A 21,594-nucleotide genomic window follows, 5' to 3' on the forward strand; every position below is an offset into this window, starting at 1 on the left:
TGCGGGCCAGCCGTCCGCACTCTGGGGGCTCGGCCATGACGCCATATCCCGGTAGCCGGCGCATCATCGAGACGATGCCCTGCGCCTTTCGGACTCTTTTCGTACCCCCGGCCTTCTTCGGTCTATTCGCCTTATCGTACCCCCCGGAAGCACGCTCGTGGCGTATGCTGTCGCCAATCGAGTTCGAACGGCGGTACAATGCCAAAGCTAAAGGCGTCTGGAAACTTGGGGCAACTCAGAGACCTGAACGGCAAAGCGCTGGCTCCATCTCGGATGTTTAGCGCAAGTTGACGTGAATCAAGCCTGTTGATTTGGGTTCCGTTGTATCAACTTAAATAAAAATTCGCTGCGATTGGGCGCGCCGCCTCGGGCGGTACGAGGTGATTTCAAGAATCATCGATTCTCGGAATTTGGTGCAGACCTTGGACCAAATCAGCCCGAATGCTTGCCGAGCTTCACCAAGTTTGACCGTTACTGAATCAATGAGATCGTAACCATGAGACAAAAACTGAAGCTAGCCCTGTCTTCGCTGACGTTGATTGCGCTTTCGGTGATGCCCGGCGCTGCCCAGCAGTACAAATATGAAACCCCGATTGCGCCCGGCGTTTCCGTACCGGATAAGGTCGACACATCAATCGGCGAACTCAACTTGTCGCATGGCTACCCCGATGCACCAACCATTCAGACGATCTACGACAATTTGGACCGCTCGCGCGCCCTGCAAGCCTATCTGCTTGGCCTACCCATAGTAAATCAAGTCGGAATGAGAGATGCGCTGCGTGGATTTGGGCCGGTCAACCAGACGAACGTCATCTGGGAGAATTTGGTCGACTCTCGGACCGTGGAACTGACGGCAAACGACAACACCGTCTACAGTTTCATTTGGCTTGACACACACAAGGGCCCGTTAGTCGTCGAAATTCCACCCAAGGTCTTGGGGGCTATCGATGACTTTTGGTATCGCTGGGTTGCCGACGTCGGCATCACCGGTGACGACAAAGGCAAGGGTGGCAAGTACCTTGTATTGCCGCCGGGATATCAGGGCGAAATTCCACCCGGCTATTTTGTCGTACGGCCCAGCACATACGGCAACTGGATGCCGTTCCGATCGTTCCTTGTCGACGGTTCACCCCAGCCAGGGGTCGAATCCGTGAAGAAACATCTGAAGATTTATCAGCTCGCAGACGCCGCCAATCCGCCCGCAATGAATTTTGTCAATGTATCGGGCGTTCCGTCCAATTTTGTTGCCCCTGGTGACTATTCTTTCTGGAGTCTGCTGAACCAAGCGATCCAGGAAGAACCGAGCGAAGGAAGTGATCCAACCACGCTGGGCCTTTTTGCTTCCATCGGGATCGTTAAGGGAAAGCCGTTTGATCCCGATGCGCGGATGAAGAAGATTCTGGAGGACGCTGCGAATATCGGCGCCGTGACCGCACGCACGATCGCCTTTAAGATTCGCAGTGAAGACGCCTACTTCTATCCGAACAGTTCCTGGCGGCTGCCCTTCTTCGGTGGCTACAAATTCGAAGTCGCACCGGGGGTTGCCAACCTGGATGGGGCCGCCTTCTTCTACTATATCGCCACAGGCGTGACACCGGCGATGGCATTGAAGATGGTCGGCCAGGGGTCGCAGTACCCGTGGGCAGCCCAGGACTCGAAAGGCAACCCGTTCGACGGTGCCAAAACCTACAAACTGCACCTGCCTCCAAACATTCCGGTCAAGGATTTCTGGTCGGTTATCGTCTACGACAATCAGACGCGCTCCATGGTGCAGAGCGATCAGCAGTTCCCCAGCGTGAGCAGCCAGAACAAAGGCGTCAAGGTCAATGATGATGGCTCCGTGGATGTCTATTTTGGGCCAAAAGCTCCCGCTGGCTTTGAACAAAACTGGGTGCAAACGCTTCCTGGCAAAGGCTGGTTTATGATCCTTCGCCTCTATGGACCGTTGGAGCCATGGTTCGACAAAACATGGCGTCCTGGAGAAATCGAGCTGCAACAATAAAATCCAGCACTGCCAAGCCCCGGCTTCAACGCCGGGGCTTTTTGCTGCAGCGCGCGAATTTGGCGACGCCCGACATGATGCGCGCGCTCCGAGAAAGCGTGGAACCCGGTGAATTCGCGGCCACCAGCGACGCCATGCGGGATACTGGTCGCGTGTGACAGCGGCAACATCTCGTATTCGCCGGGCGCCTCAAGGACGTCCGACGCGTCACCACACGATAAGACCGCAACGCCTTCAGCTTTCTCGCCGCCGTCCGCATCGCTGCGACCGTCAGCGACTGGTCATGAACATCGACCCCAGGATTTTCTGGATCGCGGCCGGGACGGGCTCGATGATCCGGTCGGGAAAGCGCAGGCGCAGTCTTGCGGCGGCGTCGCTGAGCGGGCCACCTCCGATCACCACGGCATCCGCGCCGTCCTGCTCGATGCAGGCGGTCGCCGCCGCGGCCAGCGCCTGGTCCTGCGCGGGAGGATCCGCCGCGAGCGAGAGGGGATCACCATCCGGCACGCGAACCCCCGTAAATTGGCCCTGAAGGCCAAGGTCGCGGACGCCGGCCTCGATGGAGCGCACGAGATCCGGCGTCGTTGTGGCGATCCCGAAGCGGGATCCTTTCGCCGCGGCCTTGAGGATGGCCGCTTCACCGATACCAACCACGGGAACCCGCAGGAGCGCACGCAGCGCCCCCACTCCCGGGTTGCCGAAGGCCGATACGATGATGGCATCTACGCGCGATGCCTCCGCGACCCCGATGCGGACGACCTCATCGGCGGCCTCGGCAAGGGCGGCCTCGTCCACGATCATGGCGGCCCCGCTCTTGGCCGTCACCCCTCGCAGGGTGACGGCATCGGGCAGGAGGGGCCCCGCGACCGAGAGCATCATCTCGGTCGAGCGGGTGGAGGTATTGGGATTGATGAGGAGGATCGTTGTCACGGCAAGTTCCTGATACCCGGGCCGGACCGCGGCCCAGGGGAGAGGCGTCAGGCGGTCTGAAGCGGACGTTCGGCCGGCGCCGTCTCCGGCACGGCTTCCATCGACTTTCCGAAGGTCTCCGGCGCGAACTGCACGGCGATGGCGAAGATCGCGTACATGCCCGCCATCATGGTGAACATGCCGGCGACACCGGCCATGTCGAACACCCGGCCGGCAAGCAGCGGCATCCACGCGCCCGCCATGGTCCCGAGCGCGAGAATGAACGCCGTGCCGAAGCCGCGAACCCGGGTGGGGTAGTTTTCTGGCGCGAAGATCCAGATGGTCGTGTTCAGGAGCAGCACGAAAAACTGAAATGCGGCGCCGAACGCGAGGATCAGCGCGTCGGTGGTGGCCAGGAAGCCGAAGCCGAGCCCCGCCGCCACGGCGCACAGAGCGCCCGTCGTCAGCACGATCTTGCGCGGGACGCGCGCTGCCAGCACCGCCGCCGTGAGCGCGCCGAACAGGCTGCCGCTCTGCAGGATGATCGTGTACAGGAAGCTCCGCGTAATCGTATGGCCCTGCGAGACGAGGATCGTCGGCATGAGGGTCAGCACGGTGAGCTGCGCGCCGAACGTCATCCAGGACGCGATCCCCACGGCAAGGGTGCGGCGAAGAAGGCCGCGGCGGAAGATGTCGGCCACGATCGCGCCGAGCCTGGGCGTCTCGATCACCGGCTGCGAGGTGACGTGATCGGTCACCGTGACGTTCTTGGTCGAGAAGGACCCGGTCGCAAGCTGCGACAACACGCGATTGGCTTCTGCCACCCGGCCTCGTGTGACCAGGAAGCGTGGCGTCTCCGGCACGAAGCGCCGATAGAACACGACCAGGACCGCCGGTAGCACGAGCGCACCGAACAGCCACCTCCAGCCGTCCCCGCCCGGGAACAGGGTGAAGATCAGGAGGGCGAAGGCCGGGGCCAGCATGTTGCCGAGGCCGCCGCCTCCCACATTGATAAGCCCGACCGCCGTGCCGCGGAACTTGGAGGAGCAGAACTCGGCGAGCAGGGTGACTGCCGTCACGATCTCTCCGCCGAGCCCGAGGCCGACGATGAAACGGCCGATGGCCATCGTGGTATAGCCCGGCGCCAGCGCGCAGATCGCGGCGCCGACCGTGAACAACAGCAGGTTGACGTTCAGCATGAAGCGGCGGCCCACCCTGTCGGCCAGGACGCCGGAGCCGAGCCGCCCCATGGCGGCAGCGACGAAGGTCATCGTGTTGAGAAACCCGATGTCGGCCGCGGAGAGATGCCACTGTTCCCGCAGGAACGGGGCGATCAGCCCCACGGTGTTCTGCTCGAAGACGTCGAACATCACCCCGAACAGCACCAGCAGCACGATGAGCTTGTGCGCGGTGGTCACGCCGATCTTGTCGAGCGCCGTCTCGACCTGCACCGCCGCCTCGGACGCGGGGGCGGAAAGCTGCACGTTTTCCCCAGCCATGGTCAGTCCCTTCGTTGGTCCCCAAACCCGCAGGACGGCTGCGATTGAATTTTCAATATACCCGTTCTGCAAAATTTTTTTCAGCAACTTCCATGCCAGCGCAACGATCCGCATGGTGCCGCGCGGCGCTTTGGGTCATACAGGAGCTGGACCGCATGCCAGCGGCAGGCGGGCCGAACCGCAGTTCGGCTGACGGCACAAGATGATAGGAACAGGTGAGGCGCGGTGAGCACGACGATTTCCGCCAAGGACTCGCTGGTGGCGCGCATCACCCGCCACAGGGATGATCTGTCTCCGACCGAGAGGCGGCTCGCCGAATTCTTGATCGATTTTCCGGGCAATCTGCCTGCTTATACGGCAACCGAGCTTGCCAATGCCGCACGGGTCTCCAATGCGGCGGTGACCCGTTTTTTTCACCGGCTCGGGTATGAAAGCTATAACGACGCGCGGCGGCAGGTGCGGCTGGAGCAGAAGGCCGGCTCGCCGCTGATGCTGCTGAGCGGCGAGAGCCATGCCAGCGATACGTTGCGCGCCCACCTCGAACTCAGCGTCCAGAACCTGTCGGAGACCTACGGCGGATTGTCCGACGAGATGATCGACCGGATCGCGCGGGCCATGCTCGCGGCAAAGCGGGTCTGGTTCGTGGGCTTCCGCAACAACCAGTCCTTCGCGGCCTATCTGCGCTGGCAGGTCTTCCGCGTCATCGAGACCAGCATCCTTCTCCCGGTTGCGGGGGAGACCATCGCCGAATATGCGGTAACGCTGAATAAGGGCGACGTCCTCATCGTCTTCGCCCTGCGGCGTTCGACGCCCGCCTCCTCCCACCTGATCACGCGGGCAGTCGAGGCTGGCGCGCAGGTCCTGTGCGTGGCGGACTCGGCCACGGAGAACCCGGGCCCGGCCACATGGCTCATCACCTGCCAGGCGCGGGCGGCCGGCCCGCTGGACAACCATGTGGCGGTGATCGGGCTTTCGCATTTTCTGGCCACCCGCGTCCTGGAACTCAGCGGCCGTGAAGGCCGGCGCCGCATGGCCGCGATCGAGGCAGCCCACGATGCCTTCGACGAGGAGCCCTAGGGCATTTGAAAAGCGCGCTGCGCCCCGACAAGGTGTTTGCCTTGCCGGCCCCGTTCATTCCTCAAACCGCGGGATGTCTTCGACCTCTAAAGGCTGGAGACACAAGCCGTGTCGCAACAGACGGAACCTCCGCGACATCGCCCCGAGCTTCTGCGCAGTCCATGGTGATCTTTCGAGACCATCGCGTTCGCGACGTTCACCGGGGTCGGTGGGCTCAGGCATCGCCGGCTGTGCTGGAGCCCATCGGCACCACCATGCCGGCTGCAGTCGCGGAACCGGGGACCGCCTGCCAGCGGATCAGCGCCTCGCGCCCTGCCGGCGTGAGGCCGTAGATGCCGCGATCCACGCGGGCAAACCAGCCATAGACATTGTCCAGAAGGATTTTTCCGGCGTTGGGCGCGAACGCACGCAGATCGCGCGGGCGTTTGGGGGTCTCCACCATGGCCAGAGCACAGGCGAGCGCCTGCTGCCGATAGGCGGTCATGATGGGTGTACGCGACCCGCCCCCCACCGCCGGATCGCCCAGCCGGCGCCGGTGCTCCTCCACGAGCCGCGACCTGCGGCGCGGATCCTTGCGCGGCATGGGAGACGTGGGGCTGACGAGGACCGTCACCTCGCCCCCAGACGAGACGCCGAGCATGCCGAAGCCGAGGCGCCGACACAGGTTGCGGAAGCGCGCGTCGCTTTCCCGTCCGTTTCCGCGCACCGATGTGCGCGCTGCGAGCCAGACCTCGTCACAGGCGGAGGCACGGTCGACGGCCTGGAGGACGAGTTCCAGATTGAAGCTGAGCTTCAATTCCCCGATGACCACGATCGGGATTCCGTCCCCCGCCAGCGCAACCAGGTCGCAGCCGCCGACCTCGCCTTTGACGGCAAAGCCGAGGCCTTCCAGAAACGCCTTCACGGGCAGATAAAGGGATGTCTCCAGGATCCGCCTCCGTCAGGCCGGCCTGTGCCGGGCGGGGCCGGGAGGGCGGACCTCCGGATTGGTGGCGATCCAGATGATGTGGCGCGCCCCTCCGCGCCCGCCATTGGCCCGCACGCGCGCCTCTTCGACGCCGAACCCGGCTTTGCGAACCCGCTGGGTGAAATTCCGGTCCGGCCTCGACGACCAGACGGCCAGCACGCCGCCGGGCCGCAGCGCGGCCCTGGCCGTGTTGAGGCCGGCACTATCGTAAAGCTGGTCGTTGGCCGCGCGTGTCAGCCCTTCGGGTCCGTTGTCGACATCAAGCAGGATCGCATCGAAAGTCGCCCGGCCGGCACGGATCAGGCCGACCACATCCTCTTCGCGGATGCTGACACGCGGATCGGTCAGGCAACCCGCGAAGATCCCCGCCATGGGGCCCCGCGCCCACGCGACCACCGCCGGCACCAGTTCCGCCACGGTGACACGGGCATCGGGCCCGAGTTCGGCGAGCGCCGCGCGAAGGGTGAAACCCATTCCCAGCCCACCGATCAGCACATGCGGCCTGGGGCGGTCCCGAAGTCTGGCGCAGACCATCGTGGCGAGCGCCTCTTCAGACCCGCTGAGACGGCTGTTCATCAGCTCGATGGACCCGGCCATGATCGAGAATTCCGCGCCGCGCTGCATCAGGCGGAGGCGGCCGCCGCCATCGGGCACGTCCGCGGTGTCGAGCTGCGACCAGGGGATCACGGGTCACTCTTCGGTTGAGGATCGCGTTTTGCGAGCGGCCTTATATAGGCCAAACCTCCGTCCCCTCGCTACCGGCCAGCAGACGACCACGTGCCGCCGCACGACGGGAAGGCTCGTGTCTCAAGTTGAGGGGCAAGGCGGATCTGCCGATAGCGGACACTCGACCTGGCGGCCTTGATCTCAGCCATTGACTGCATGTTTCAATTCAACGGCTTGCACCGAACTCCCTGACTGTATGTCGCGGGTTCGTTTCCCATCGTTCGGTTCGGGCAATCCCGCAGGCAAGCCGTGCGTCAGTCGTCCGCGCCGTCGCCGGAATCGGGAAGGGTGGCTTGCAGCCGTTCCGCCGCTTCCTTGAGGTTGGGCACCAGCGCCCGCGCCTTCTCCAGCGAGAAGCGCGGCAACGGGCCGTGGCAGGCCACCGCCGCCACCACCGTGCCGCGCCGGTCCTTCACCGGCACGGCGATGGCGACGAGGCCTTCCAGAAACTCCTGATCGTCCGTGCTGTAGCCATTCTTCGCGATGCGCTCCAGCTCGGCGTCGAGCGCCTCGACGGTGGTGATGGTGTTCGGCGTCTGCGCCTTCAGGTGCAGCGTCTCCAGAATGCGCCGGCGCTGGACGGGGCGCATGGCGGAGAGGAACAGCTTGCCGGAGGCGGTGCAATGCATGGGCACCCGCGAGCCCACCTCCAGATGCAGGCGCAGCGGCCAGGCCGCCTCCACGCGGTCGAGATAGATCGCTTCCGAGCCCACGCGCGTGACGAAGTTGCAGGTCTCGCCCGCCACGTCCACCAGCGCTTCGAGGATGCCGCGCCGCTCGGTGCTCACCGAGTTGCGCAGCATGTCGAAGCCCATGCGCAGGAAGCGCGGCCCCACCGCGAAGCGCCGGCCGTCCGGCTCGCGCAGCAGATAGGATTCCGCCTCCAGCTTCTGGCACAGGCGATGGACGGTGGGCTTGGGCAGGGAGAGCCGCACGCACAGCTCGGGCACGCCGAGGGGCGTTTCGGAGCGGGCGATCTCGCCCAGAAGATCGAGCGCGCGGAGCATGGCCGAGGCGTTGTCCCGCTCCTCGGGCTTCTCCGGCTTCTCCACGCTCTCCAGCTGCTGCTTCGCTGCCTTGGCCATCTGAATCGCCAGCCTCTCGCTGCGTGCAGCCTTAGCGGCTGGCGGCGGGGTGTCAAACGGAACGCAGGTGCACACAGCGCCCCTCGCACTGCACAACATAAATCTCATTAAATGAGACGTTTCAGTTCAAAAAATGCATTGACTCATCTCATCCCTTCGTCGCATCGTCCGTTTCGCAGAGAGGAAACTGCCAATGCAAGGCGAGGAAAACTTCGACTTCGTCGTCATCGGCGCCGGGTCGTCGGGGTGTGTTCTGGCCAATCGGCTGAGCGAAGACGGCAAGAGCCGCGTCGCCCTGCTGGAAGCCGGACCGAAGGACACGAACCCCTGGATTCACGTGCCCATCGGCTACGGGAAGACCATGTGGAATGATCGCCTCAACTGGCGCTTCCACACCGAGCCGGAACCCACCATGGGCGACCGGCGCATCTACTGGCCGCGCGGCCGCGTGCTCGGCGGGTGCTCCTCCATCAACGGCCTCATCGTCATCCGCGGCCAGCAGGAGGACTACGACGGCTGGGCGGCGCGCGGCGCCACCGGCTGGGGCTTCGAGGACGTCCTGCCCTACTTCCGCAAGCTGGAGGACAACCCTGCCTTCGCCGGGGATCCGCTCCACGGCACCGATGGCCCTGTGCGCATCAGCTCCATCCCGCGCAAGCACGAGCTGATCGAGGTCATCAAGGAGACCGGACGCAAGCTCGGCGTGCCGGAGACGGCGGATTTCAACGGCGCCCGGCAGGAAGGCGTCGGCTATTACCAGCTGACCACCCGCAGCGGCTTCCGCATGAGCGCGGCAAAGGCCTATCTTGCCCCTGCCAAGGGCCGCGCCAATCTCTCCATCCTCACCGAGACGCAGGCCCGCCGGGTGCTGTTCGAGAACGGCCGCGCCGTGGGCGTGGAGGTGAGCGTAGGCGGGCGGGTAAAGGTCATCCGGGCGCGGCGGGGGGTGGTGCTGTCGGCGGGCGCGGTGCAATCGCCGCACCTGCTCATGCTCTCGGGCATCGGGCCGGCGGAACACCTGAAGTCCAACGGCATAGGCGTACATGTGGACAGCCCCGGCGTGGGCGGCAACCTGCAGGATCACCTCCAGCTGCGCCTGCTCTACCGCTGCACCAAGCCCATCACCACCAACGATGCGCTGAACTCCCTGTTCGGTCGCCTCAGGATGGGGCTGGAATATCTCCTGTTCCGCGGCGGCCCGCTGGCCATCGGCATCAACCAGGGCGGCCTGTTCACGCGGGTGCTGCCGGAATCGAAAACCCCGGACATCCAGTTCCACATCGGCACCCTCTCGGCGGACATGGCCGGCGGCAAGGTGCATGACTATTCCGGCTTCACCCTCTCGGTGTGCCAGCTCAGGCCGGAGAGCACGGGCTGGGTGCGGCTCGGCTCTGGCGATCCGCTCCAGCCGCCGAAAATCACCGCCAATTATCTGGCCACCGACACCGACCGCCGCTGCGCCATCGCCGCCATGAAGTTCGCCCGCAAGCTCGCCGCCACCGAGCCGCTGAAGAGCTATGTGGCGGAAGAGAAGATGCCCGGCCCGGGCGTCACCGACGACGAGGGCCTGCTCGCCTTCGCCCGCGAATATGGCGCCACCATCTTCCACCCCGCCGGCACCTGCCGGATGGGCCCCGACGCCGACCGCGACGCAGTGGTGGACCCGCGCCTAAGGGTCCGTGGCGTCGATGGCCTGTGGGTGGTGGATTGCTCCGTGATGCCGAGCCTCGTGTCCGGCAACACCAATATTCCCGCGATCATGATCGGAGAAAAAGCCGCCGACATGATCCGCGAGGACGTGATGAACAACAGGAATGGGCGAGACAACGCCCCAAATCAAATCAATGACGGGAGGACACAACAATGGCTGGGCAAGCAGGAGCTTCAAGTCGCGAGCTGAGGCGCGTGGTCGGCGCCAGCGTCATCGGCGCGACCATCGAGTGGTATGACTTCTTCCTGTACGGCATCGTCGCCGGCATCGTCTTCAACAAGCTGTTCTTTCCGGGCGACGACCCGGTCGTCTCCATCCTGCTCGCCTACACCACCTTCGCGGTGGGCTTCGTGGCGCGGCCGGTGGGCGGGCTCATCTTCGGCCATTTCGGCGACAAGCTGGGCCGCAAGAGCATGCTCATCATCACGCTGATGATCATGGGCGTGGCGACGGTGGCCATCGGCCTCCTGCCCACCTATGCGCAGATCGGCGTCGCCGCGCCCATCCTGCTGCTGCTCCTGCGCATCGCCCAGGGCATCGGCATCGGCGGCGAGTGGGGCGGCGCGGTGTTGATGGCGTATGAATACGCGCCGGAGGACAAGCGCGGCTTCTTCGCCTCCATCCCGCAGATCGGCCTTGCGCTCGGCCTGTGCCTCGCCTCGGGTGTCACCGCCATCGTCTCCATGCTGCCGGACGAGCAGTTCATGGCCTGGGGCTGGCGCGTGGGCTTCATCGGTTCCATCGTGCTCATCATCGTCGGCATGTACATCCGGCTGAAGGTGCAGGAGACGCCAGAATTCGAGCAGCTGAAAGCGGCCAACAAGGCGGAGGCCATCCCGTTCATCACCATGCTGCGGGAGTATCCGCGCAACGTGTTGCTGGGCATGGGCGTGCGCTATATCGACGGCGTGTTCTTCAACGTCTTCGCGGTGTTCTCCATCGTCTATCTCGCGAACTACGTGAAGGTACCGCGCACGACCGCGCTCTGGCTGGTGACGCTCGCGGCGTTCGTGATGGTGTTCACCATCCCCATGTTCGGCAAGCTGTCCGACAAGTGGGGCCGCCCGCGCACCTATGCGATCGGCTCGGCGCTGCTGGCGCTGGTGGCATATCCGGCCTTCTGGCTGTTTTCCACCGGCTCCCTGCCGCTGATCGCCCTCGGCATCGTGTTCCCGTTCGGCGTGCTCTACGCCATGTGCTACGGGCCTGAAGCCGCGCTGTTCTCGGACCTGTTCGACGCCCGGGTGCGCTACACCGGCATCTCGTTCGTCTACCAGTTCTCCGGCATCGTCGCGAGCGGCATCACCCCCATCATCGCCACCTATCTGCTCGCCCGCGGCGACGGACAGCCCTGGCAGGTGTGCGCCTACGTGGTGTTCGCGGCGCTGGTCTCCATGCTCTCGGCGCTGGCGATCCGGGTGCCGGCCCCCGGCACCCAGTTATCGAAGGCCACGCGCGCCTCGACCGAAACGGTACGCCAGCCAGCGCGCTGACGGGTTTCCGATCTGGAGGCGGCGCGCGGCCGCCGCCTCCCTCCCCCGAATTGCAAGATCTCCAAGGTTCCAAGAGGATTTTTTCGTCATGAAGATGACCACCGAAGAGGCGTTCATCAAAGTCCTGCAGGCGCACGGCATCAACGAGGCCTTCGGCATCATCGGCTCGGCCATGATGCCGGTCTCCGACCTCTTCCCCAAGGCCGGCATCCGCTTCTGGGATTGCGCCCACGAGACCAATGCGGGCCTGATCTGCGACGGCTACACCCGCGCCACCGGCCGCATGGCCATGGCCATCGCCCAGAACGGGCCGGGCGTGACGGGCTTCGTCACCGCCATGAAGACCGCCTACTGGAACCACACCCCCATGCTGCTGGTGACGCCGCAGGCGGCCAACAAGACCATCGGGCAGGGCGGGTTCCAGGAAGTCTCCCAGATGGCCATGTTCCAGGACATGGTGTGCTACCAGGAGGAGGTGCGCGACCCCTCCCGCGTGGCCGAGGTGCTCAACCGCGTGATCGAGAAGGCTTGGCGCGCCTGCGCCCCGGCGCAGATCAATGTGCCCCGTGATTTCTGGACCCAGGTGATCGACATCGAGCTGCCGCAGATCGTGCGCCTCGAGCGTCCCGCCGGCGGCCGCAACGCCATCGCCGAAGCGGCGCAGATCCTGTCCGAGGCGAAGTTCCCGGTGATCCTCAACGGCGCGGGCGTCGTCATCGGCAACGCCATCGGCGAGGCCATGGCGCTGGCCGAGCGGCTCGATGCGCCCGTCTGCTCCGGCTACCAGCACAACGACGCCGCCCCCGGCAGCCATCCCCTCGCCGTCGGCCCGCTCGGCTACAACGGCTCCAAGGCCGCCATGGAGCTGATCGCGCAGGCCGACGTGGTGCTGGCGCTCGGCACCCGGCTCAACCCCTTCTCCACTTTGCCCGGCTACGGCATCGACTACTGGCCGAAGCAGGCGAAGATCATCCAGGTGGACATCAACCCGGACCGCATCGGCCTCACCAAGAAGATCACCGTGGGCATCTGCGGCGACGCCAAGGAAGTGGCGGGCCAGCTGCTCGGCCAGCTCGCCCCCGGCGCCGGCGATGCCGGACGGGCGGAGCGCCGCGCGCTGATCCACCAGACCCGCTCGCGCTGGCTCCAGCAGCTCGCCTCCATGGACCATGAGGACGACGATCCCGGCACCCGCTGGAACGAGGACGCCCGCGCCCGCGACAAGGGCCGCATGTCGCCCCGTCAGGCGTGGCGGGCGATCCAGTCGGCGCTGCCGAAGGACGTCATCATGTCCACGGACATCGGCAACAACTGCGCCATCGGCAATGCCTATCCGAGCTTCGAGATCGGGCGGAAATATCTCGCGCCGGGCATGTTCGGTCCGTGCGGCTACGCCTTCCCGGCCATCATCGGCGCGAAGATCGGCTGCCCGGACGTGCCGGTGTTCGGCTTTGCCGGCGACGGCGCCTTCGGCATCTCCATCAACGAGATGACCTCCATCGGCCGCGAGGAATGGCCGCCGGTGACCATGGTGGTGTTCCGCAATTTCCAGTGGGGCGCCGAGAAGCGCAACACGACGCTCTGGTACGACAACAACTTCGTCGGCACCGAGCTCGACCCCAAGCTCTCCTACGCGAAGATCGCCGAGGGCTGCGGCTTCAAGGGGGTGCGCGTGGACACGCCGGAGAGCCTCAGGGAGGCCATCCACACCGCCGCCGAGGAGCAGAAGAAGGGCATCACCACCTTCATCGAGGTGGTGCTGAACCAGGAGCTCGGCGAACCCTTCCGCCGGGATGCCATGAAGAAGCCGGTGCCGGTGGCCGGCATCGCCCGCGCCGACATGCGCGAGCAGATCGCCCGCTGACCGAGATCCGGGCGGGGTTCAGCTTATCAGCACGCCCCGCCTGGCATTTTCTGCCCCAGTCCCCCGAGAGGAAGGCCATGCTCGCCCTCGACCGGATCATCGACGCCGCGCGTGCCGCCCCCCGCAGCATCGTCCTGCCCGAGGGGAGCGACCCGCGCATTGCTGCCGGCGCGCGCCGCGCCGCGCGGGAAGGGATCGCCCGGCCGATCCTCCTCGGTGCCCGCGAGGAGGTGATGGCGGCCCTCGATGGTGATGTGCGGGGCATCGCCATCGAGGATCCCGCCACATCGCCGCGTTTCCAGGCCTATGCGGAGGCGCTGCACCTCCTGCGCCACGCCAGGGGCATGGACCTCGCTGCCGCCCGTCGGCGCATGCGCGAGCCGCTCGCCTTCGCCGCCATGATGGTACGGCAGGGGGATGCCGACGGCACGGTCGGCGGCGCGGTGGCCACCACCGCCGAGACGGTGCGCGCCGCGCTCCAGATCATTGGCCTCGCGCCGGGAGCGAAGATCGTCTCCAGCTTCTTCCTGATGATCCTGTGCGAGGACTATCACGAGCAGAAGGGGGCCTATGTGTTCTCCGACTGCGGCCTCGTCATCGATCCCGACGCGGCGGAACTCGCGGACATCGCCCGTGCCGCCGCCCATTCATATACCGCCATGACCGGCGAGGCGCCCCGCGTGGCCATGCTCTCCTTCTCCACCAACGGCAGCGCGCGCCACCAGCGGGTGGACAAGGTGGTGGAGGCGGTGCGCCTCGTACGGCAGGCGGAGCCGGATCTGGTGATCGAGGGGGAATTGCAGTTCGACGCCGCCTTCGTCGCCACGGTCGGGGCGGCCAAGACGGCGCCGGGATCGAAGATCCGGGGGGATGCGAACGTGTTCGTCTTCCCCAATCTTGATGCCGCCAATATCGGCTACAAGATCGCCCAGCGCATCGGCGGGGCGAAGGCCATCGGCCCGGTGCTTCAGGGGCTGGCGAAACCCGCCAACGATCTCTCGCGCGGCTGCTCGCAGGACGACGTGTTCCACATGATCGCGCTCACCTGCGCCCAGGCCGGACGCACGCTCCCGGTCGCGATGTCTGGAAAGATTGAGGGCGTCTGGCAGAACTCACGGCCCGCCGCAGCCAGCCTCGGTGAGACGCGGGCCGGCTGAAAGGACGGATCAGTTGCCCAGCTGCAGCATGGACTCGGAGGCCGCATAGGCCTCGCCCCACTGGGCGAGCGTCTTGGAGACGGCCGACAGCGAGATCGGCTGCCCGGCCGCGCGCGGTGCCGCGGCCGCGAACAGCGCTGCCACCAGCACGAGCGGCAGGAAGACCTTTCGCAGTTCGTCTTGGGTGTTCATCTGGGTCACGAGCGTGGTTTCAAGCGACCAGTATATCCCCAGCTACATCCCTCGCCAAATGCGGCGCAACATCGCGCTCTGCTGCGCCGCACAATGGCGGAGAAAATCATGCGGTGCCAAGCTGTAAGGTGGCGCCACCCCTTCCACTTGACGCACCGTCAGCTTCCGGACTTGCCGTGCACGTTGGGCAGGAAGAGGTCCTTCCAGCTCTGCGCCGTGGCGGCGATCATGCCGGTGCGGGTCATGAAGTCCGCATATTTCTGGATCGCCTGCGGCGTGGTGGTGAAGGTCACCTGCGGGTCGTTCAGGATGCCCTCGATGAGCGCCACTTCGCTGCCATCGGCGGCGAGGCGGACATAGTCCCGTGCGGCAGCCGACTTGTCGCGATTGATGATGGCGATGGCCTCTTCGAGCGCCGCAAAGAAGGCGGCATAGATTTTCGGATTGTCATTGGCGAAGCGCGTCGTCGTCCACACCACGTTGAAGGTGGAAGGCTGGCCCAGCACATCGAAGGTGTTGAGCACCATGTGCACGCCGGGCTTCCTGAGTTCCAGTTCCTGGATCGGCGCGGCAGTGAAATGGGCCGTCACCTCATTGCCGGCCAAGAGCGCCGCCATGCCATCGGGATGGGAGAGCGTGACGGTCAATTTGTCGAGATCGTTGCGGTGGTCCGGGCCCAGCTCCTTCTCCGCGGCCATCTGCAGGAACATGGCCTGCACCGACACCTTCACCGCCGGCAGGGCAATCTTGTCCTTCGCGGTGAAGTCCTTCAGCGAGCGCACATTGGGATTGGACGTATTGAGCAGCAGCGGCATGGAATTCATGGCCGCCGCCGCCTTGATCGGATTCGCGCTATCCTTGGTCTTGGCCCACAGCAGCACCAGAGGCGGCACGCCGCCGGCGGCGAACTGGATGGCGCCGGACAGCAGGGCATCATTCATCGCCGCGCCACCGGCGAGCTTGATGTAGCGGGTTTTCAGGTTCGGCACGCCACGCGCCGCCGCCTCCTTTTCCAGCAGGCCGCGGTCTTCCATGATCATCAGCGGCAGATGGCCGAGGCTCGGCTGGCGGGCGATGGTCACGTTGTCCACTTCCGCCACCGCGGCTGACGTCATTGCGGCGAGCAGCACGAGCGCGCCCGCCAGCTTCCGTTTGAATGCGATCATCCTTGAGCCCTCTGTCTGCGTTTCCTCGCCCGTCTTAAGGGCGTCGCCGGGTCTGATGCCCGGATCGGGTCTGATGTTCGAATGGGGTTTTGGGCGGCTTCAAGTTCGGCCGCGACGGATCACCGGAGCGGGGACGCCCTCGATCATCACATTGATCGCTGCGGGAAGCCCGCTCGCATGGGCCTCGGCGAGGGCATCCGGCAGGTCGGCGGCATCGGTGACAAGGGCACCATATCCGCCCAGCGCCCGCACCACCTCGTCATAGCGGGTGGGCAGCAGGTCGCAGTAGCGGGTCCTCCCGGCGCCATAAGTACGCAGCTGGATCTGGTGCTCGGCGTTCCAGCGGGCGTCGTTTCCGATGACCGCGATGAAGGGCGCCCCAACGCGCAGGGCCGTGTCGAATTCCGCCATGTGGAAGCCGAAGGTGCCGTCCCCCATCACCGCCACCACCGGCGCCTCCGGCCGGGCGAGCCGGGCCGCGATGGCGAAGGGAATGGAGGCGCCGATGGTGCCGGACACGCCGTTGATGATGCGGTTCTGCGCCTTGACGATGGCTTGCGGCCACTGGCCGATCTCGCCGCCGTCGCACACCAGCGTCCCGTCGGGATGCCGGGCGAGGAAATCGCGCACCGCGACGCACAGCTCCACCGGATGGATACGACCCGAGGCAGCCCGCATATTCGCCCAGGCTGCCGGCAGGAAGGCCAGCGCCTCGCGCGCCCGCGCGAGCCAGGATGCACGGGGCGCCGAAGCGGCCGGCGGAGATGCGGCGAGGGCGGCGAGCACGCTGCCGGCCTCCCCTTCCACGCGCTCCACAAGGAGCGGACCTTTCGCCCTGGTGGCACGCGCCAGAAGGTCCGGGTCCGCGTCCACCACCGCAAAGCGGCAGGACGCCGCCACCGCGGGCGGCGCGCCGAACTTGAGGGTGAAATCCAGCGCCTTGCCGAGCAGCACCACGAGGTCTGCCTCGGCCAGCAACTCGGCAAAAGCGCCGAGGCCGGGATCGTTCACCCCGCGCGGGCTCTCCATGCCGATCACCGGAACGCCCGTGGCGGCTTCCAGCCGCGCCATGGCGCCCCGTCCATGCGGCGTGCACAAGGCGGGGCCGCACAGGATGAGCGGCCGGTCCGCGCTCTCAAGCAGCGCCGCGAGGCGCCCTGCGATGACCTGCGCGTCCGGCGCAGTCGGCGGCTCAATCGTCACGGCCGGCTCCGATGTGGCCAGCCGCTGCTCCAGCAAATCCACCGGCAGCGCGAGATGGACGGGGCCGGGCCGCCCCTCCCGCGCAATGCGGATGGCCCGCGCGATGTCGGTGCCGAGCGCTTCGGCGCTCTCCACCATCCACGAGGCCTTGGCCATGGGCCGCGCGACGGCCGCCTGATCCATCTCCTGAAAGGCGCCACGGCCCAGTTCGCCGATGCCGGCCTGGCCGGACAGCAGAAGCACCGGAGATTCCGCCCCCAGCGCCGTGAACAAGGCGGCCGCGCCATTGGACAGGCCCTGCCCGCCGGTGACGAGCGCCACGCCGATCTCACCGGTCAGGCGCGCATGGGCATCCGCCATATGCACGGCCGCCGCTTCCTGGCGCACGTGGACAAGGGCGATGTCGGTCTCCAGCAGCGCATCATAGACGGGCATGATGTGGTTGCCGGACAAAGAAAAAATGCGCTTCACCCCATGCGCCTGGAGCGCGCGGACAACGAGGTCCGCACCACGCGGGGCGAGGTCCTGCCTCGCGTTGGGGAGAGGGGCGGCGGCGGTGTGGGCGGGTGCGGGGCTCATGCGACGTCCTTCAGCAGGCTCTGGCCGGGCGCGACGCGGGTGAAGGCCACCGCGGCCGTGGAAATGTCGAGGCGGCCTGCCTCCTGCCGCACCAGCGTGTAGCGCGAGGTATCAAGGTCCGAGGTCTCGGGAAAGTCCTCGCGGAAATGGGCGCCCCGGCTGTCCTCGCGGGCGAGCGCCGCGGCGGTGATGGCCTGGCTGACGAGCACCAGATTCTCGAGGTTCAGCCGGTCCATCCAGGTGAGGTTGTAGCGGCGGTCGCTGTCCGGCGCGCCGGCGCGGGAGACGGCATCGCCGAGGGCACCCAGCGTCTCCTGGGCGCGCTTCAGCCCCTGCGCCGTGCGCAGGATGCCCACGTCGTCCCACATCGCCTCGTAGAGCGCCTCGCGGATGGCGGGCAGGTCCCGCGCGTCGCGGCCCAGCGGAGAAAAGGCGCGCTCCAGCGCCTGTTCCATGGCCGCCGGGTCAGGATCGGCCAGGGTACGCCCGCGCTCCACCTCCCGCGCCATGGCATCACCGGCGATGCCGCCGAACACGGTGGAATTGGCGACACCGTTGCCGCCAAGGCGATTGGCGCCGTGCACGCCGCCCGTATCCTCCCCGGCCGCATAGAGACGGGGCATGGCGGTGCCGCAATTGCCGCCGAACACCACGCCGCCCATCATGTAATGCGCGGTGGGGATCACCTCAACCCGACCGCCGGCCAGATCGAAGCCGCAATCGGCGCAGCGTTCCACCATGCCCTTGAAGGTCTTGCGCACATGGTCGGGGCCGAGATGCCCCATCTCGATGTGCACGCCGCCATGGGCGGTGGCATAGCCGTCGCGGATGCGGCGCATGATGGAGCGGCTGACGATGTCGCGGGTGGCCCGCTCGCCGCGCGGGTCATAGAGGTGCATGAACCGCGCGCCGGTGCGGTCGGTGAGCCAGCCGCCGGCGCCGCGCAGCCCCTCCTCCAGCACGGTGCCCGTCATGCGTGTGCCGGGGCCGGCGAGGAGGCCGGTGGGGTGGAACTGCACCATCTCCATGTCGCGCAGCGCGAGGCCGGCGCGCAGGGCCATGGCGAGCCCGTCGCAGGATTTGTCGCCGGAGGGGGTGTGGTACTTGTACATGGTCGGCCCGCCGCCGGTGGCGAGCAGCACCGCGCGCGCCTTCACCAGCACCGGAACGCCGGTGCGCATGTCCAGCATGAGCACCCCGGCGAGGCCGGAGCCGTCCGCGGCGGGGATGAGGTCGAGGGCGCGATGGTCCTCCATGCGGTTCACGTCACGCCGCCACACCTGTTCCATGAGGCGGTTGATGATCTCGATGCCGGTGAGGTCGCCCTTGTGCACCGTGCGGTCGAAGGTCTGGCCGGCGAAGGCCTTCTGGTGGACGCTGCCATCCGGATTGCGATCAAAGAAGCAGCCGAGTTCAGTCTCCAGCTCGCGGATGCGCACCTGCGCCTCGGTCACCAGCGTCCAGGCAAGATCCTGGTCGTTGAGCCACTTGCCGCCTTCCACCGTGTCCATGAAATGGCGCTCGACGCTGTCGCCGGGCGCGAGGGCCACGTTGTAGCCGCCCTGCACCATGCGCGTGCAGCCGCATTTGCCAATGAGGCCCTTCACCGCCACCGTCACGTCGAGGTCGGGCGCCGCCTTCTTGGTGTGAAGCGCAGCGAACAGGCCGGCTCCGCCCGAGCCGAGGATGAGGACGTCCGTCTCCCGGACCGCGACGGCGGGGGTCATTCGGACGCTCCGATGCCGGCCAGCACCGCGTCGCGGCGGGCCGCGACATCCGCCTGCACCCGGTCGAACAGGGAGCCGCCATGGGCGTCCATGCCCACCAGCAGTGGCCCGAAATCACGGATGCGGAATTTCCAGAGGCTCTCGGGGTGGAGATCGTCCATGTCCACGTCCTCGATCTCCTCGATCCACGTGGTCTCCAGCGCTGCCGCGCCGCCGACGATGGCGAGATAGGCGCCGCCCAGATCGCGGAAGGCCTCCAGCGTCGCCGGACCCATGCCGCCCTTTCCGACGATGAGGCGCACCCCTTCCCGCTCCATGAGCGGGCGGGTGAAGCGCTCCATGCGCATGGAGGTGGTGGTGCCGATGCAGAAGGGCGTGTAGCCGGCGGGCGCGGCGGGGGATTTCTCCACCCGGTGCACGTTGGGCGCGGTGTGGATCACCGCATGGCCGTTCAGGTCGAGCCGCGTGGTGCGGCCGCGGTCGAACATGTGAATCTGCGTGGCGTCGCGGATGCCGAACAGGGTGCGCTGGAGCGTCACCGTATCACCGACCTTCAGGGCACGGACCTGATCGGCATCAACCGGCATTTCAAGGACATGGTGGGCCATCGGGGCGCTCCGGATCAGCTGAAGGCGATGCCGCCGGGGGTGAAGGTGGCCCGCGCGCGGCGGGCGGAATGGCACTGGATGTTCACCGCCACCGGGTTCTGGGTGATGTGGGTGGCGGCGACTTCCACATGGACGGCGAAGGCCGTGGACCGCCCGCCGAGGCCCTGCGGCCCGATGCCCAGCTCGTTCACCGCGCGGGACAGCTCGGCCTCGATCTTCGCGCCTTCGGCATCCTCGCACACTGTGCGCAGGGGCCGCGTGGCGGCGATCTTCGCGAGGTGCATGCACAGGTCCGAGGTGCCGCCGATGCCGACGCCGACGATGGTGGGCGGGCACACCCGGCCGCCCAGCTCGATCACCCGGTCCACCACAAAGCGCTTCACGGCGGTGATGCCGTCCGAGGGCAGCAGCATCTTGAGGAACGAGCCGTTTTCCGAGCCCGAGCCCTTGGGGATCATCTCGATGGAGACGGTCTCCTCCCGGTCGTCGAAATCGATATGGATCACCGGCACGCGGATGCCGCAGGAAGTCTGGTCGTTCTTGCGGGTGATGGGATGCACCACCGACGAGCGCAGGGAGTTTTCCTTGGTCGAGCGCGCCGCGCCGCGGCGCACCGCCGCCTTAAGCCCGGCCCCGTCGAAGGCCACGTTGCGGCCGATGGTGATGTTGTAGATGGGAATGCCCGTGTCCTGGCACAGGATGTTGCGGGTGCGCTCGGCGACCTTGATGTTCTCCACCATGGTGCCAAGGATGGCCTGGCCGGTGGCGTCCGTCTCCGTACGCTGGAGGTCCGAGAAGCCGGCCTTGATGTCCGGCGGCAGCAACTGGAGCGCGCGCAGATAGAGGTCGGCGCAGATCTTTTCGACTTCGTCGAGGTTGAGGTCCATGGGGTGCTCCTAGAAGACCAGCGCCAGACCCGAGAGCAGGATCATCAGCGACAGCATCTGCTTGAATGCCTTCTCGTTCAGGCGGCCGTAGATCTGGAGGCCGAGCACGGCGCCGATGGCGAGCGGCGGCAGGGCCAGGACGATGAGCAGCCAGGATCGCCCGTCGATGCCCACCACCCCCACGGCTGCCAGCGTCACCACATGCGCGAACAGGATGAAGGGCTGGTACACCCCGCGCGCCACCTCCTTCGGCCAGCCGCGCAGCTGGGTCCAGATGGTGGGGACCACCCCCGAGTAGCCGCCGAGGCCGCCGAGGATGCCGCCCACGAAACCGATGCCCGCATTGGCCCACCGGCCGCCCCCGCCGATCACCGGAAGGCGCGGGGCGAGGAGCGCGTAGAGGGCATAGGCCGCCATGCCGAGGCCCAAGGCGAGCTTCAGCGGGGCGGGGTTCACCGCCGTGAGCACCAGGACGCCCAGCGGCACTCCCACCAGCGCGCCCACGAGGAAGGGCGCGAGGCGCACCCCGTCGATGGACCGGCGGATGGGCCAGACCAGCGTGAGATGCAGGATACTGCCGCAGGCGACGATCAGCGCGGTGGTCTGGATCGGGTCCAGCGCGTGCAGCCAGATGGCGGATGCGGCAAGGGCGAAGGCAAAGCCTGCCCCGCCCGCCGCCAGCGCACCGAGAAAGGCGCCGGCCCAGAGAATGGAAAGGGTCGCGAGCGGAATGCCGAGCATG

Annotated in this window: 18 protein-coding genes; 6 read left to right on the forward strand and 12 right to left on the reverse strand. The window is 66.6% G+C overall.

Features of this window, described 5'->3' with window-relative positions; genetic code table 11:
- Positions 1-553: 553 nt before the first annotated feature.
- Entirely contained in the window at positions 554-2,002 is a 1,449-nt protein-coding gene (locus tag EJ105_RS24365; RefSeq protein WP_394042813.1) for a DUF1254 domain-containing protein, read from the forward strand.
- 270 nt (positions 2,003-2,272) lie between these two features.
- On the opposite strand, the gene EJ105_RS24370 is transcribed toward EJ105_RS24365, so the two are convergent.
- A complete protein-coding gene (locus EJ105_RS24370; protein ID WP_250168363.1) occupies positions 2,273-2,932 on the reverse strand; it encodes an aspartate/glutamate racemase family protein in 660 nt (219 codons plus the stop codon).
- Between the two features lie 47 nt (positions 2,933-2,979).
- The gene (locus tag EJ105_RS24375) at positions 2,980-4,524 is read right to left on the reverse strand and encodes an MFS transporter (RefSeq protein ID WP_250168364.1); all 1,545 of its coding nucleotides are present in this window, start codon (positions 4,522-4,524) and stop codon (positions 2,980-2,982) included.
- A 111-nt stretch (positions 4,525-4,635) separates the two neighbouring features.
- Between EJ105_RS24375 and EJ105_RS24380 the strand changes: the two genes are divergently transcribed.
- A complete protein-coding gene (locus EJ105_RS24380) occupies positions 4,636-5,487 on the forward strand; it encodes a MurR/RpiR family transcriptional regulator (protein ID WP_250168365.1) in 852 nt (283 codons plus the stop codon).
- 214 nt (positions 5,488-5,701) lie between these two features.
- On the opposite strand, the gene EJ105_RS24385 is transcribed toward EJ105_RS24380, so the two are convergent.
- The 3 genes from EJ105_RS24385 to EJ105_RS24395 form a co-directional block, all read right to left on the reverse strand.
- Positions 5,702-6,415, reverse strand: coding sequence for a DUF2161 domain-containing phosphodiesterase (locus EJ105_RS24385; RefSeq protein ID WP_250168406.1), 714 nt, complete (start codon positions 6,413-6,415; stop codon positions 5,702-5,704).
- Positions 6,416-6,427: 12 nt separating this feature from the next.
- The gene (locus tag EJ105_RS24390; RefSeq protein WP_250168366.1) at positions 6,428-7,141 is read right to left on the reverse strand and encodes a spermidine synthase; all 714 of its coding nucleotides are present in this window, start codon (positions 7,139-7,141) and stop codon (positions 6,428-6,430) included.
- Positions 7,142-7,434: 293 nt separating this feature from the next.
- Positions 7,435-8,265 (reverse strand): IclR family transcriptional regulator, encoded by an 831-nt coding sequence (locus EJ105_RS24395; protein WP_250168367.1) that lies wholly within the window; start codon positions 8,263-8,265, stop codon positions 7,435-7,437.
- A gap of 193 nt (positions 8,266-8,458) precedes the next feature.
- Here EJ105_RS24395 and EJ105_RS24400 point away from each other — a divergent pair, with 193 nt between their 5' ends.
- From EJ105_RS24400 to pta, 4 genes are all read left to right on the forward strand, one after another.
- Positions 8,459-10,165, forward strand: a complete 1,707-nt coding sequence (locus EJ105_RS24400) for a GMC family oxidoreductase (protein ID WP_250168368.1) — start codon at positions 8,459-8,461, stop codon at positions 10,163-10,165.
- On the forward strand, positions 10,129-11,469 hold the full coding sequence (locus EJ105_RS24405; RefSeq protein WP_250168369.1) for an MFS transporter: 1,341 nt from the start codon (positions 10,129-10,131) through the stop codon (positions 11,467-11,469). Before EJ105_RS24400 ends, EJ105_RS24405 begins: the two co-directional genes overlap by 37 nt.
- Positions 11,470-11,557: 88 nt before the next feature.
- On the forward strand, positions 11,558-13,333 hold the full coding sequence (gene xsc / locus EJ105_RS24410; RefSeq protein WP_250168370.1) for a sulfoacetaldehyde acetyltransferase: 1,776 nt from the start codon (positions 11,558-11,560) through the stop codon (positions 13,331-13,333).
- A gap of 77 nt (positions 13,334-13,410) precedes the next feature.
- Entirely contained in the window at positions 13,411-14,490 is a 1,080-nt protein-coding gene (gene pta / locus EJ105_RS24415; protein ID WP_250168371.1) for a phosphate acetyltransferase, read from the forward strand.
- 9 nt (positions 14,491-14,499) lie between these two features.
- On the opposite strand, the gene EJ105_RS24420 is transcribed toward pta, so the two are convergent.
- The 7 genes from EJ105_RS24420 to EJ105_RS24450 all read right to left on the reverse strand — a co-directional run bounded on the left by EJ105_RS24420 (position 14,500) and on the right by EJ105_RS24450 (position 21,593).
- A complete protein-coding gene (locus EJ105_RS24420) occupies positions 14,500-14,682 on the reverse strand; it encodes a hypothetical protein (protein WP_250168372.1) in 183 nt (60 codons plus the stop codon).
- 158 nt (positions 14,683-14,840) lie between these two features.
- Positions 14,841-15,848: an ABC transporter substrate-binding protein gene (locus EJ105_RS24425; protein WP_250168373.1), complete on the reverse strand. Its 1,008-nt coding sequence runs from the start codon at positions 15,846-15,848 to the stop codon at positions 14,841-14,843.
- Positions 15,849-15,947: 99 nt separating this feature from the next.
- Positions 15,948-17,630: a thiamine pyrophosphate-binding protein gene (locus tag EJ105_RS24430; RefSeq protein ID WP_250168374.1), complete on the reverse strand. Its 1,683-nt coding sequence runs from the start codon at positions 17,628-17,630 to the stop codon at positions 15,948-15,950.
- Positions 17,627-19,357, reverse strand: a complete 1,731-nt coding sequence (locus EJ105_RS24435; protein ID WP_250168375.1) for an L-aspartate oxidase — start codon at positions 19,355-19,357, stop codon at positions 17,627-17,629. Before EJ105_RS24435 ends, EJ105_RS24430 begins: the two co-directional genes overlap by 4 nt.
- Positions 19,354-19,965, reverse strand: coding sequence for a fumarate hydratase C-terminal domain-containing protein (locus EJ105_RS24440; protein WP_250168376.1), 612 nt, complete (start codon positions 19,963-19,965; stop codon positions 19,354-19,356). Before EJ105_RS24440 ends, EJ105_RS24435 begins: the two co-directional genes overlap by 4 nt.
- 14 nt (positions 19,966-19,979) lie before the next feature.
- Positions 19,980-20,852, reverse strand: a complete 873-nt coding sequence (locus tag EJ105_RS24445) for a fumarate hydratase (RefSeq protein WP_250168377.1) — start codon at positions 20,850-20,852, stop codon at positions 19,980-19,982.
- Positions 20,853-20,861: 9 nt separating this feature from the next.
- A complete protein-coding gene (locus EJ105_RS24450) occupies positions 20,862-21,593 on the reverse strand; it encodes a sulfite exporter TauE/SafE family protein (RefSeq protein WP_250168378.1) in 732 nt (243 codons plus the stop codon).
- Between the last annotated feature and the right edge of the window lies 1 nt (position 21,594).

This window comes from Xanthobacter aminoxidans (genome assembly GCF_023571765.1).
GTDB lineage: Bacteria > Pseudomonadota > Alphaproteobacteria > Rhizobiales > Xanthobacteraceae > Xanthobacter > Xanthobacter aminoxidans.